The following is a 13,153-nucleotide window of genomic DNA, read 5'->3' on the forward strand; positions in this document are numbered from 1 at the left end:
ACTCCCTGCTTATCGCAGCTTGACCGGAATCCAGATTTCGCTCCGGTAGGTTGGCGAAGAAGTGTCTTTCCCTTCGTTCCACAGCATTTCCGGGCCGGGCGCCAGCTCGTAGCTCGACGACGGGAACCACTCGGAATAGATGCGGCCCCACACGTTCTGAAGCGCAGACGGATAAGGTCCGACGGACTCGAACACCGCCCACGTCGACGCAGGCACTTCCAGCTTCGCCAGATGATCCGGCCCGTTCTCCGTCGTCGCCGCGCCGAGATAATGATCCAGCTCTCCCTGCTCCTCCATTCTCCCTTCGGAGAAATTCACTGAAGCGCTGATCAGGCCCCGCGGCTCCACGTTGGACATCCGCTTCAGCTCCTCGATCGTCTCCATGCCCAGACTTTGCGCCATCGCCGCGATCTCCGGATTCACCCCCTCGAACACGATGGGCACCCTCTTCATCGCGCCCACGATGCGGAACGCCTCTTTTTCCACGATCCGGTATTGCATAGCCTCTCCTCCTTTTACGGTTAATTGGAAGGTCAGACGAGGATAAGCCCTCAGCGCTTGGCCGCTCTGTCTCGCCTCGGACGGCGTCACGCCGTGAACGGCCTGGAACGCTCTGGCGAACGCGTCTGCCGAGCTGTATCCGTACTTCACCGCGATGTCCAGCACTCTGTCCTGGCTTCGGGTCAGCTCCAGGCCCGCCTGGGTCAGCCTTCTGCGGCGGATGTATTCCGACAGGGGCAGCCCCGCCAGAAAAGAGAACATTCTCTTGAAATGATACTCCGAGCAATGCGCCCGTCTCGACACTTCGCGGAAGTCAATGTCGTCCGCCAGATGATCCTCGATATAGCCCAGCGCGGCGTTCATGCTTTCCAGCAAGTTCATGCCCTGCGCCTCCTTCCTCCTTAAAGGTATCAGAAGCCGAAACCGCCCATCCGACATTTCGCGAACCGATTCGCGCGGGTAGGGGACGGCAAAGCGTGCAGCTATTCCTATTTTACCAGAACCGAGAAATTCGATTGCCGTTGTATGCGTTTTCTTGATAAGATGAAGCTGAATTGGCCCTAAGCCGCGCAGGCGCACCTGCAAAGGGGAGACATTATGGGAACGACCAAGCATACGGGGAGAACGAAGCTGCCCGGGAGACCGGACTCGAAGCTATGGGTAAGCAAAGTGCCTTTCGGATTGGGAAAAATAAAGCCTAAGCATATTCGCGATACGATGAAGGTAGTGTGGGACAATCGCGATAACCTCCCTTACGCCTACCGGATTTTGACTCAGGGCGTGTGCGACGGGTGCGCGCTGGGAGTGGCGGGCTTGTACGACCAGACGTTGACCGGCCCGCATCTGTGCACGACGCGGCTGAACGTGCTGCGCCTGAACACGATGCCGGCGATCGAGCCCGGGACGCTGCACGCCGACATCGACGAGCTGAGGCGGCTCGACAGCGCGCAGCTGCGCAAGCTCGGCCGCATCCCGTATCCGCTCGTCAGACGCACCGGGGAACGAACCTTCCGCCGCGCTTCCTGGGACGAGGCGCTGGACCGAATCGCAGGCCGTATTCGCGGCATCGACCCGAAGCAGCTCGCCTTCTACTTGACCGCCCGGGGCATCACGAACGAATCCTATTACGCCGCGGCGAAAGCAGCCAGATATATCGGCACGAACAATATCGACAACGCCTCGCGCATCTGCCATTCCCCGTCCAAGACGGCGCTCAAGCGCTCGCTCGGCATCGGCGCTTCAAGCTGCAATTACAAGGATTGGATAGGCGCCGACGTGCTCGTGTTCTGGGGCAGCGTCGCCGCGAACAACCAGCCGGTATCGACGAAGTACATGTACGCGGCCAAGCGCGCCGGAACGAAAATCATCGTCGTCAATCCCTACCGCGAACCCGCGATGGACGGCTACTGGATTCCGTCGATTCCGGAATCGGCGCTGTTCGGGACGAAGCTGGCCGACGATTTCTACCAGGTCAACATCGGCGGGGACATCGCCTTGATGAACGGGATCATGAAGACGTGGTTCGAGATGGAAGCGACGTCGCCGGGATCGGCGATCGACCATGCGTTCGTCCGCGAGCACGCCATCGGCTACGAAGAGCTCAAGGAACATATCGAGCATCAGAGCTGGGACGCGCTCGAGCGTTCCTCGGGCTTGACGCGGGGCCGGATCGGCGACTTCGCCAGACTGCTGGCGTCTTCCGGCTCCGGCGTGTTCGTCTGGAGCATGGGGCTGACGCAGCACCGCTTCGGCACCGACAACATCTCGCAGGTCGCCAACCTGGCGCTGCTGCGCGGCTTCCTCGGACGCGAGCACTGCGGCGTCATGCCGATCCGCGGTCATAGCGGCGTGCAGGGCTCCGGCGAGATGGGCGCCGATCCGTTCAGCCTGCCCGGCGGAGAGTTCGCCGGCGGGGACATCGAGCGGATCGAACGGCTGTGGGGCTTCGAGCTGCCGAAGTGGCAGGGCGACATCGTCGGCGTCTCGCTGGAGAACGCGCTGCTGCCGGACGATCACGAGCGCAAGCTGAAGCTGTTTTACACGTCGGGCGGCAACTTCCTGGAGACGATGCCGGAACCGGATTTCGTCCGGCGCTGTCTGGAAAACGTCGACGTGCGCGTCCATCAGGACATCGTGCTCAACACGTCGACGCTCGCCGACGCGCGGGAGGAAGTGTGGGTGCTGCCGGCGATGACGCGCTACGAGCAGCCGGGCGGCGGCACGTCCACGTCCACCGAACGGATGGTGTACTTCTCGCCGGAAATTCGCGGGCCGCGGATGCCGGAGGCACGAGCGGAATGGGCGATCTACGGAGAGCTGGCGGCGCGGGTGAAGCCCGAAGGAAGCGAAGCCGTCGCGTTCCGGGACGCCGCGAGCATCCGGGCGGAAATCGCGATAGCCGCGCCCAACTACGACGGCATCCAGCATCTGTCCAAGCAGGGCGACGTCTTCCAATGGGGCGGCGCATGGCTGTGCGAGGGCGGCGTCTGTCCGACTGAGGACGGCAAGGGCCGGCTGCTGCCGATCGAGCTGCCGGAGCTCCGCAAGCCCGAAGGCCGGTTCTACGCCACGACTCGACGGGGCAAGCAGTTCAATTCGATGGTGTACGGAGAGACCGATCCGTTCAACGGGGCGGATCGCTACGACGTGCTGATGAACCGGCAGGATGCCGCCGCGCTGGAGCTGTGGGACGGCGATGCCGTCGTCGCGTACAATCGCTGCGGCGTGTTCCACGGCCGGGCGCGGGTAGCCGATATCGCGCGCGGCAACATCGAGCTGTACTGGCCCGAAGGCAACGTGCTGATGCCCAGAAGCGTATACGAGCCGCATGCCGGCATACCGGAATACAACGCCGCCGTCGTCGTGGAGAAAGCGGAGACGTATCACGCGCTGAAGGATACCCGCTTCGTCGAGAAGCGAATCGAGGAGTTGGAGCTGGAGGTGCCGGGATGACGGAGGAGCCCGTGAAGGCTAACGGCCAGAGCAGTCGCAGCCCAACTACCGCTTGGACGACGATCAGGCTGAACGCCGGACGGACGGTAGAGACGGAGGACGAGATCGCGGCGGAATTTCCGCTGACGATCCGTCTGGACGGCGAGGAATTCGCGACACTCGTCTGCTCGCCGGACGATCTCGCCGACCTCGTCGTCGGCTTCCTCGCCTCCGAAGGCGTCATCCGCGGGATCGCGGACATCCGCAGCTGGTCGCTGGACGAGGACCGCGGCTTTGCTTACGTTGAGCTTGTGCGACCCCAATCGACCGCCAAGGATCTTCACTCCAAGCGAATCATCGGCTCCTGCTGCGGCAAGAGCCGCCAATTTTATTTTCAGAACGACGCCCGCACGGCCAGAACGATCTCGGGAGGAACGACGATCCCGGCGGAACGCTGCTTCGAGCTGATGCGTCGGCTGCAGTTGAACTCCGACAGCTTCCGTCTAACCGGAGGCGTCCACAACGCCGCTCTGTTCGACGAAGCCGGCGGCATGGTCGCCCGAGCGGACATCGGCCGGCACAATGCGCTCGACAAGCTGTTCGGCCACTGTCTGCGCAATCGGCTGTCCGCTCAAGACCGCGTTCTCGCCTTCAGTGGCCGGCTCTCCTCCGAAGTCGTGCTGAAGGCGGCCAAGATCGGCTGCCCGATCGTGCTGTCCAAGTCGGCTCCGACCGACCTGGCCCTGCGTCTGGCCGAAGACCTCGGCCTCACGTGCGTCGGCTTTATCCGCTCGGACTCAATGAACTTGTACACTCACCCGGCGCGGATTCTCGGCTTGTAACGCAAACCGACCGTACAGAGGGGGCTTTCTTGCCTGCTTCGTACGGTCGGTTTTCTTCGCATATCCGCTCAGGGCCGGCAGGTTCCGACGGAGAGACTCCGCCAGAGTCGGTCAGCCCGCCTTATGCCGCTACCGCGCCTGCGACCTTTGTCTTCTTGGCGCGCCCCCCCATGATCAAGACGCCGAACAGCACGCTGACGCCCGAGCGCCGGCGAGCCATTGTCCCGCGGATTAGTCTTCGCCGTTCCCTGCCCGCACTTCAAGCCTCCACTCGACTGTCTCGCCTGGGGCAATACGCAACAGCTTGCCCTGCCTGAACGCCTCCGTCAAGCTGTCGTAATAGCCGTTGCACGGTTCCAACGCGCAGACGGAGCAGCCGGTATGCTCGCCTTCGTCGACCCAGAAGCCGAAGTACGGAAGCTCGGCCGCGGACCATGACAGGGAGACGAATTCTCCCGTATCGGCCTCGCGGAGCATAGCCCAGCCGTCCGTCAGTCCGTTCTCCGCGTAGAACTTGCGCGAATCGAGCGCGAAAGGCGGACCGATTCGGTCCAGCGCGCGGGCGCCGTCCCCTTGGGGCCACGCATAGCTTTCTCCCTGACGGAACGCCTTGCCGCCGTCGACGCACAGAAGCTTCTTCATCCCTTCCGGCAGCACGATTCGGGTCTGCTCCGTCGCCGCGAACAGCGGATGGGCCGTCCAGAAGACGAACAACGGCTCTTCACCGGCGTTCGCTGCCGAGTAGGACATGCGCAGCGTCGAGTCGTCTTTGAAGGCCAGCGCCCTCTTGAACCTATAAGGCAACGCGATGCCGTCGACTTCACCGATCAGCCCCGAGCCGCTCGCTTCCATTCGCCACGGGACGGACCACAGCTCGCCGTGATCAGGCATCGGCCTTCCGTAATAAGCGCCCTCCCCGGGATAACCGCACGCCACGATCGTCGGAAAGCACTCGTCCCAGCCGCTCAGATCGGCGCGGCCGTAATCCGACCCGTACGGCACTTTCGCCAGCGGCCTCGGGCCGGAGTCGATCAGCCATTCTTTGCCCGTCGGCTTGTACAGCAGGGAGACGATCTTTCCTCCCAGCTCCGGCAAGACGATAACGCTCATCCGCTCGCTCTCCAGCCTGTACGCAGGCCAATCCCGATAGCTCGTTTGCGTCAGTCTTCCCACGCAGTCAGCTCCTTCTCTTTGGCTTATATCTGTCGGTCAGTCCGCGAGCAGCGATTTCAATTTCACGTCCGGATCGGCCAGCTTGGCCGGATCGAGGACCGCTTGCCGGGCGATGAGCATCTCGGATACGCGGATATCCTTCGCCAAGCTCGGCGCGCCGACGCCGCTGGCGGCCAGGAGCCTGCCGGCTCCGTCCTGATGAAACACGATCGTGTTTCCCGCGGATTGCCGGGTAGCGGTCGACGTCGCGTCGTGGGACAAGCCCGCCACTTGCAGCGTCAGATCGTACTGATCCGACCAGAACCACGGAACCGCTTCGTAGGGCGCCGTCTCGCCAAGCATGCTCTTCGCCGCGTGGATGCCCTGATCGACCGCGTTGCGCCAAGCTTCCAGGCGAAATCTCCGGCCGCCGTAAAGCCGGTGCGGAAACGAGCAGCAATCGCCCGCCGCGAATATGTCGGGATCGCTTGTCGCCAGCCGCTCGTCGGCCGCGATGCCGTTGTCGATCGCCAGCCCGCTCTCCGCGGCCAGCGCCGTCTCGGGCGCCGCGCCGATGCCGACGATCAGCGTATCGCCCCGGAGCACTTCTCCGTCGGCCAGCTTGATCGCGTGCCACGCCCCTTCCCTTGCCGCGCCGACGATGCCTGTGCCGAGCTTAAAGGCGATACCCGCCCGGCGATGGCGTTCCTCCACGATTGCGGCGATCTCCGGCGGGAGAACGCGCATCAGAATACGCGGTCCAACCTCCAGCACGGTTACCTCGCAGCCTCTCTCCCTGGCGCTGGCTGCGACCTCCAGCCCGATGAAGCCCGCTCCGACGATCAGCACGCGATTGCCCGGCACCAGACGTTCGCGGATCGCGAGCGCATCGGCGAACGTCCGCAAGCAGAGCGCCCCGCTCAGATCGGCCCCTTCCATCGCCAGTCGGCGGGGGCTCGCGCCCGTCGCCAGCAGCAGCCGCTCGTACGGAACGGCGCGCCCGTCCTCCAGATGGACGGCGTGCGCCGACCGGTCGATTCGCACGGCGACGCTTCCCGCGATCCAATCCACGTTAAGCTCGCCCAGCCGCTCTTCTCGCGCCACGTAGACGGGCGTTGGCGTCTCTTCCGCCAGGAGCGCGGCTTTCGACAGCGGCGGCCGCTCATACGGCGCTTCCTTCTCCTTGCCGACGAGCGTAATTTTGCCGGTCCATCCTTGCTCGCGGAGCTGCTCGGCAGCCCTTGCTCCCGTCTCGCCCGCGCCGACGATTACCATTCCGAATGCGTTCATTCTTTTTTCTCTCCCTTAATCGACCTGGATGTACACCGTACCCGCTTCCACCTTCACGGGATAGGTCCTCAGATCGACGCAGGCCGGCGTCTTCTTCGCCTTGCCCGACGTATAATCGAACCTGCCGTTATGCTTGGGGCATTCGATGACCGCCCCCATGACGAGTCCATCCGCCAGGTGAACTCTCTCGTGCGTGCAAAATCCGTCTGTCGCGTAATAGTCGCTGTCCTCCGAACGATAGATGGCGAACGACCTGCCCTCGTGATCGAAACGGATTACATCTTCTTCTTCGATATCGTCCGCCGCGCAGGCGGCTACCCAATCTGCCATTGTCCATCTCTCCTCCATCGTATCTTCACGAGGTTGTCGGTTGCTCTCCCGGCGCTTCCGCGATAATCGGCTTCGGTCCGTATTGATAGGGCTGCGCCGTCGGCGGCAGCTCCCGCTGTATCGTATAATTGCGATCCTTGCGCTGCTTCAGCAGCGCATGAATGACTTCCCTGAACGCTTCCCACGTGCTGCGGTTCGGACGCGGGCAATCCGCCTTGATCTCCTCGTGCAACGCAGGCAAGGCGTGATACGGCACCATCGGGAACATGTGATGCTCGATATGGTAGTTCATGTTCCAATAGAGGAAGCGGAACACCGGATTCATATACACCGTGCGGGAATTGAGCCGATGATCGAGCACGTCCTCATGAAGGCCCAGATGCTGGATCATCCCGAAGATGACCATCAGCCCCGCTCCGTAAAACGACGGCAGAACGACGAACATCGCCGGCAGTATACTCCCCGTATAGAAGCAAGCGGCTATGACGCAAGCGAAAATCAACAGGTAGACCCGCGACTCGCGGAACGACTTGCGAAACTCCGACTCCGGAATGAAATCCCGCTCTTCCTTGCCGACGACGCCGAAGGCGTGCATGAACATCCTCTTGATATCCTTCGGTCCGCCGACGAGATGGGCGAACTGGATGATGATGACGCGCCACACCGGCGGACGCGGCTGGTGAATCTCGGGATCCCGGCCCACGACGTAAGTGTCGGTATGATGGCGGGCATGGCTCCAGCGCCAGGGCGTGGCCGGCCTCAAGACGAGAAACGAAGCGAATTGATAGACGACTTCGTTCATCCAAGGCGTCTTGAACGCCGTCCCGTGGCCGCACTCATGCCAACGCGAATCCCCTGGGGATGTATACAAAATCCCATAGACAAGAAACGCCGGCACGGCCCACAACGTTCCCCAGGAAAAATAGGCCAGAACGCCCGCTCCCGCCAGCAGAACGATCCAGAGAATCGTATCGCGGATCGCCGGTCCGTCCTTGCGTTTCATCAACTCCTTCATCCGCTTGCGCGGAATCGGACTCGCGTACCATTCGGCCGCGACCAGTCCGCGTTCCCTGGCTTTCCCCCCTTCGGGTCCCGTCAGACTGTAATCCCTCTTTTCTTGCGAAGCGCTCACTAGCATCTCCTCCCCAATAGTCCGGCGAACGGATCGCCGCTTCTTGAGTCAAATTATAAGCGCTTTCGCTTTAGCTGTATTTGGTCCAGAGTGATAATCATGTGACCAAAATCACACTGCTGTCACTTCCGACAAGAAGCTCGTTGAAATTCGATTCTTCATCTATCCGGCGTGTCCCGGTACAGCGTAGCGACGAACTGACTTAAGCTCATTCGCGTTTTACGCTTGAAAATTTTCCCGAAGGCATGGATGTCCGAATAGCCGACTTCGGCGGCGATCTCGCTGAACGACAAACCGGATTGGAGAGCAAGCTCCTTCGCTTTCTCGAGACGGATCCATACGAGATATTGCAGCGGCGACATGCCGAAAGCCCGCTTGAATTGCGAAATGATGTAGTTGCGGCTCCAGCCGGTCAGACGTTCCAGTTCGTCGTGGCGGAACCCGCTTTGCAGCCGCTCGTCAATATAATTGCGAATCTGGATCAGCTTGGCAGTGCCGGAAGGTTCGATCGCTCCGACCTTTCGCGGGCTTCCGACTTCGCCTGACCGGAGCTGTGCAAGACTCGTTAACACGCCAATCAGCAGGTGTTGGCAGCGCTGCTTGGGCAGCAGCCCGGGCTGTCGATAGAGATGGACGAGCTCGGTCAGACTGTTCTCGAGCGGATGCTCGGCATAGTTGCCCATGTCGTGGGGACGTTGAGCCGGGGCGGCAGCGGACGGCGGCGCGGCAAGCAGCTCATGCAACGGATAGTCGGAATCGCCGAAATGGAACACGATCGAAAGGCAGACATACGGTTTGCCGGGTCGCGTGCGGACGCTGTGGTCCTCGCCAGGCCCCTGGAACAGCAGGTCGCCCTTCCCCGTGACGTACGGAATGCCGCTGATTTCGTAATCCGCGACGCCCTCGACGACGTATTGCAGTTGATACTGCTTCAATACCCTCGGCTTGAGCGACCACCCCTCCGGAGCGTGAAACATATGCGCAAGCGTAATATACGGAGGAAAATAAAACTCCTCCAAATCCTCCAGTGTCTCGGAAGGATCGAGAATGTACAGCTTTTTGTCCATGGTCGCCTTCCTCCCCCCCGGGGCTATCGTTGACGTAAATTTCCTCGGCACACGCCGAGACGGAATACTCGATTGCTTGAAGGTTGCATCTAAATCTACTCTGCGAGTTACAAGGCGTTTTGTCAACGCATCCCGGATGGTCGTATCCGCTCCGCATCTCCCGGCACTTCTGCGTTCGCCGGCTTCGGTCCGTATTGATAAGGCTGCGCCGTCGGCGGCAGCTCCCGCTGTATCGTATAATTGCGATCCTTGCGCTGCTTCAGCAGGGCGTATATCACTTCCCTGAACGCTTCCCACGTGCTGCGGTTCGGACGCGGGCAATCCGCCTTCATCTCCTCGTGCAGCGCAGGCAGGGCGTGGTAAGGCACCATCGGGAACATGTGATGCTCGATATGGTAATTCATATTCCAGTACAGGAATCGGAACAGCGGATTCATGTATACCGTCCGGGAATTCAGCCGATGATCGAGCACGTCCTCATGCAGGCCTAGATGCTGGATCATCCCGAAGACGACCATCAGGCCCGCTCCATAGAAGGACGGAAGAATAATGAACATCGCCGGCAAAATGCTGGACGTGTACACGCAAGCCGCGATTACGCCGACAAAGATGAGCACGTACACGCGGGATTCCCAGAACGACTTGCGAAATTCCGCTTCCGGAATGAAATCTCTCTCTTCCTTGCCAACGATGCCGAACGCGTGCATAAACATCCGCTTGATGTCCTTCGGCCCCCCGACCAGGTGGGCGAATTGCATAATAATGACGCGCCACACCGGCGGACGCGGCTGGTTGATCTCGGGGTCGCGGCCCACGACGTAAGTGTCGGTATGATGGCGGGCATGGCTCCAGCGCCACGGCGTCGCCGGTCTTAAGACGAGGAACGATGCGAATTGATAGACGACCTCGTTCATCCAATGCGTCTTGAACGCCGTGCCGTGACCGCACTCATGCCAGCGGGAATCTCCCGGCGAAGTATACAAAATCCCGTAGACGAGAAACGCCGGTATCGCCCACCACGTCCCCCAGGACAAATAGGCCAGAACGCCCGCTCCCGCCAGAAGCGCCAACCATACAATCGTATCCCGTATTGCCGGACCGTCCTTGCGCTTCATCAGCTCTTTCATTCGCTTGCGGGGAATCGGCGTCGCGTACCATTCGGCCGCCACCAGCCCCCGCTCCTGAGCTCTCTTGCCCTCGGGCCCCGTAAGACTGTAATCCCTTTTCGCTTGCGAGGAACTCATTCGTTAACCTCCTCCCACAACTCACTCAGCTTTGTATTTGCTTTTCGGCGTCGCCAAAGAAACGGAATCGGAAGTCGATTCCGTTCGGAAGAAATATCGATTGGTCTAATCCTCCGATTTGTCGTCCCCTACAGCGACCGAATTTTTCTCGCGATACACTCCGGGCGTTACTCCCGTAAACTTCTTGAAAACCTTAAAAAACTGGCGGCTGTTCTCGTAGCCGACTTTAACGGCGACTTGTTCGACCGCAACATCGGGATTTTCTACCAGCATCGCCTTCGCTTTCGACGTTCTCACCCGATGAACGTATTGAACGAACGTCGTTCCCGTTTCCTTATGAATGAGTCCGCTGACATAGTTCGGATTCAAACCTACCGATTCCGAAACTTCCTGCAGCGAAATATCCTTCATATAGTGTTTCTTAATATACTTCTCGATCTGAGCGATTTTCTTGCTGCTTCTCATCGCATTGGCCATCCCGACCGGCGCGGAGTCTGCCTGCTCCTGCTCGGCAGCGACTATCGCGTTCTCGATCCGGTCCTGCATTCGACCAACCGCTTGCAATAGCTCGGCTTGGTTAACCGGCTTCAAGAAGTAATCGACCACTCCGTACCGAATCGCCGTCTGCGCATATTCGAATTCCCCGTATCCCGTCAGAATCATGCATTGTTCGCACAGATTGCGCTCTTTCGTGTGGCGGATCAACTCCAAACCGTCCATCTCCGGCATGTGAATGTCCGTAATAAGCAAGTCGGGGCGCACCGTTTCCATTAGTCTCAGAGCCTCGATCGCATCGTACGCGGTTTCGATTTGCGTGGGTCTGTCATACTCGTGAGCGATCATATTGGCCAACCCTCTGACGATCAGCGGTTCGTCATCCACGATCAACAGCCTAATCATCTCTATCACCGCCCTTTGCCAAGAGTACCAGCGTAAACGTGCTGCCTTTATCGACATGACTGACTACAGACAACCCGGAACCTTCGCCGTAGAAAGCTTTTATTCTCTCGTTCACGTTGTGCAGTCCGATTCCTCCCTCGATTTGCAGCAGGGGAGAATCGAGCCTGGAGCGCAATTTCCAAAGCTCATCCTCAGCAATGCCTACACCGTTATCGGAAATGGAGATCGTAATCCTCGGTCCTTCCTGAGCAATCTCAAGACGAACGATTCCCGTTCTTCTAAGTCCTGATATTCCATGAATGATGCTGTTCTCGACAATGGGCTGCAGCAGAAATTTCGGACAGATCAAGCTCCCCAGATCGGCTCCGTTATCTTCATATTCGAAAATAAGCCGCGATTCCATCCGAATCTTCTGTATGGCGATATAACGCTGCAAGTGGTCGACCTCATCCTGCAGGGTCACTGGATTTTTCTTCGTAATACTGTACCGCAGCAGCTCTCCCAGCGTATAGGCCATGTCCGCAACCTGATGGTCCCCGTTGATCTTGGCCAGCATCCGCATCGATTCCAGCGTATTGTACAGGAAGTGCGGGCGGATTTGAGCTTCGAGCATTTTGTACTCCGCGTCTTTTTTCATCATTTCCAAACGGTGCGCCTTATGGAACAGCTCGTTGTTCAGTTCGATCATCGCATTGTAGGAGCGGATCAGCCCGCCGATCTCATCGTTGCCCGTCTCTCCCTTAAAAGTCGCAGGACGCCCCGGATTCAGCCGTTTAATATGTTTCGTCAGCCGAATAACTCTCTTCGCCATGGAAGCCGCAAATTTATAATAGACGAGGGATAACGCGACAAGCAGCAGAACGCCAACGCCAATGTAGATGCCCTCCCTGCCTTGCATGCCGTTGAACAGAGAGTGTACGGGAGTAACCAGAACGCTGTCCAATCCGAAGGTTCCCAAGTGGATGCGATTCAGCAGCACTTTCTTGTCGCTCAAATAAACATACTCGGCATCGCTTGCCGCCAGTTTCCCGATTTCGCTCGCAAGCGCCGGATCGTCGGGGAAATTATCGCTTCTGTACACGAGCTTGGCCGTCTGATCGACAATCACATAAGACGAACCTTCGGCCAGGCTGACCGTTTCATAAAATTCCCTGAGGGCATCGGGCTTTAACGCGATTTCGATCAGACCGAGCTCATGGGAATACTGGTTGTTGAATATTCTGCTGTAATAGCTGAACGTCGGAAATTCGTCTTCCGTCCCCGCGCTGTAGAACCACTTCCCTTTTCCCGGAGGAATCCCCCGCAGTTGCTCCCATCTCTCCGGATCGGCAATGCTCCGTATGAGCTGGGAAATCGGCTGAATGTCAGGCGGAAGCGGAAGCTGCTCCTCGTTGTTATTGTAGATCGACAGTCTGCCAATTAACGGATTGCCGGTCACCGCGTACGTAATCGTAGGTTCGATGTCCTTCAAGTACGTGAATACCATATCGGCGTCCGTCAGCTGTCTTCGCGCCAAATACTCGATAATGCTATCGTTATTCTGAAAAAGTTTGGTTGCCGCCTCGGACTGCGCCAGACTAATATTCAAATTCCGGTTGGATTGCTCCAGGAAGTTCTGTCTGCCTCTCGAGTACTCGTCCAGCACGTTCTGCACGATAAGGTTATAGAATACGAACCCGAAAATGATAAACGGAATGCAGATGATGACGACATATCCGATAATCATTTTATGAACGATTCTCATTCCTCTGAACTCCGCTAAGA

11 protein-coding genes are annotated in these 13,153 nt (G+C 59.2%); 2 read left to right on the forward strand and 9 right to left on the reverse strand.

The features are described from left to right. Nucleotides 1-9: 9 nt before the first annotated feature. Nucleotides 10-882, reverse strand: a complete 873-nt coding sequence (locus B0G52_RS23665; RefSeq protein WP_094047877.1) for an AraC family transcriptional regulator — start codon at nucleotides 880-882, stop codon at nucleotides 10-12. Between the two features lie 216 nt (nucleotides 883-1,098). On the opposite strand from B0G52_RS23665, the gene B0G52_RS23670 reads away from it, so the two are divergent. Then, nucleotides 1,099-3,453 (forward strand): FdhF/YdeP family oxidoreductase, encoded by a 2,355-nt coding sequence (locus B0G52_RS23670; protein WP_094047878.1) that lies wholly within the window; start codon nucleotides 1,099-1,101, stop codon nucleotides 3,451-3,453. After that, nucleotides 3,450-4,274 (forward strand): formate dehydrogenase accessory sulfurtransferase FdhD, encoded by an 825-nt coding sequence (fdhD, locus tag B0G52_RS23675; RefSeq protein ID WP_094047879.1) that lies wholly within the window; start codon nucleotides 3,450-3,452, stop codon nucleotides 4,272-4,274. The genes B0G52_RS23670 and fdhD overlap by 4 nt, the downstream gene beginning before the upstream one ends. A gap of 231 nt (nucleotides 4,275-4,505) precedes the next feature. Here fdhD and B0G52_RS23680 read toward each other — a convergent pair whose 3' ends face one another. The 8 genes from B0G52_RS23680 to B0G52_RS23715 form a co-directional block, all read right to left on the reverse strand. Then, nucleotides 4,506-5,447: an aldose epimerase family protein gene (locus tag B0G52_RS23680; protein WP_094047880.1), complete on the reverse strand. Its 942-nt coding sequence runs from the start codon at nucleotides 5,445-5,447 to the stop codon at nucleotides 4,506-4,508. 36 nt (nucleotides 5,448-5,483) lie between these two features. Further along, on the reverse strand, nucleotides 5,484-6,716 hold the full coding sequence (locus tag B0G52_RS23685) for an NAD(P)/FAD-dependent oxidoreductase (RefSeq protein ID WP_094047881.1): 1,233 nt from the start codon (nucleotides 6,714-6,716) through the stop codon (nucleotides 5,484-5,486). A gap of 15 nt (nucleotides 6,717-6,731) precedes the next feature. Next, the gene (locus tag B0G52_RS23690) at nucleotides 6,732-7,046 is read right to left on the reverse strand and encodes a MocE family 2Fe-2S type ferredoxin (protein WP_094047882.1); all 315 of its coding nucleotides are present in this window, start codon (nucleotides 7,044-7,046) and stop codon (nucleotides 6,732-6,734) included. Between the two features lie 25 nt (nucleotides 7,047-7,071). After that, a complete protein-coding gene (locus tag B0G52_RS23695) occupies nucleotides 7,072-8,178 on the reverse strand; it encodes a fatty acid desaturase family protein (protein WP_094047883.1) in 1,107 nt (368 codons plus the stop codon). A gap of 158 nt (nucleotides 8,179-8,336) precedes the next feature. Further along, on the reverse strand, nucleotides 8,337-9,245 hold the full coding sequence (locus tag B0G52_RS23700) for an AraC family transcriptional regulator (RefSeq protein WP_094047884.1): 909 nt from the start codon (nucleotides 9,243-9,245) through the stop codon (nucleotides 8,337-8,339). Nucleotides 9,246-9,367: 122 nt separating this feature from the next. Further along, nucleotides 9,368-10,489 (reverse strand): fatty acid desaturase family protein, encoded by a 1,122-nt coding sequence (locus tag B0G52_RS23705; RefSeq protein ID WP_094047885.1) that lies wholly within the window; start codon nucleotides 10,487-10,489, stop codon nucleotides 9,368-9,370. 105 nt (nucleotides 10,490-10,594) lie between these two features. After that, nucleotides 10,595-11,389, reverse strand: coding sequence for a response regulator transcription factor (locus tag B0G52_RS23710; protein ID WP_158223840.1), 795 nt, complete (start codon nucleotides 11,387-11,389; stop codon nucleotides 10,595-10,597). Then, nucleotides 11,382-13,133 carry a sensor histidine kinase gene (locus tag B0G52_RS23715; protein WP_094047887.1) on the reverse strand — a complete coding sequence of 584 codons (1,752 nt, stop codon included), beginning with the start codon at nucleotides 13,131-13,133 and terminating at the stop codon, nucleotides 11,382-11,384. Before B0G52_RS23715 ends, B0G52_RS23710 begins: the two co-directional genes overlap by 8 nt. Nucleotides 13,134-13,153: the final 20 nt, after the last annotated feature.

This window comes from Cohnella sp. SGD-V74, from assembly GCF_003001675.1.
Lineage (GTDB): Bacteria > Bacillota > Bacilli > Paenibacillales > Paenibacillaceae > Cohnella.

Bases quoted from the DNA above. Each gene is read 5' to 3' on its own strand.
- B0G52_RS23665 (WP_094047877.1), bottom strand. From the start codon at position 882: ATGAACTTGCTGGAAAGCATGAACGCCGCGCTGGGCTATATCGAGGAT.
- B0G52_RS23670 (WP_094047878.1), top strand. From the start codon at position 1,099: ATGGGAACGACCAAGCATACGGGGAGAACGAAGCTGCCCGGGAGACCG.
- fdhD (WP_094047879.1), top strand. From the start codon at position 3,450: ATGACGGAGGAGCCCGTGAAGGCTAACGGCCAGAGCAGTCGCAGCCCA.
- B0G52_RS23685 (WP_094047881.1), bottom strand. From the start codon at position 6,716: ATGAACGCATTCGGAATGGTAATCGTCGGCGCGGGCGAGACGGGAGCA.
- B0G52_RS23690 (WP_094047882.1), bottom strand. From the start codon at position 7,046: ATGGCAGATTGGGTAGCCGCCTGCGCGGCGGACGATATCGAAGAAGAA.
- B0G52_RS23700 (WP_094047884.1), bottom strand. From the start codon at position 9,245: ATGGACAAAAAGCTGTACATTCTCGATCCTTCCGAGACACTGGAGGAT.
- B0G52_RS23705 (WP_094047885.1), bottom strand. From the start codon at position 10,489: ATGAGTTCCTCGCAAGCGAAAAGGGATTACAGTCTTACGGGGCCCGAG.
- B0G52_RS23710 (WP_158223840.1), bottom strand. From the start codon at position 11,389: ATGATTAGGCTGTTGATCGTGGATGACGAACCGCTGATCGTCAGAGGG.
- B0G52_RS23715 (WP_094047887.1), bottom strand. From the start codon at position 13,133: ATGAGAATCGTTCATAAAATGATTATCGGATATGTCGTCATCATCTGC.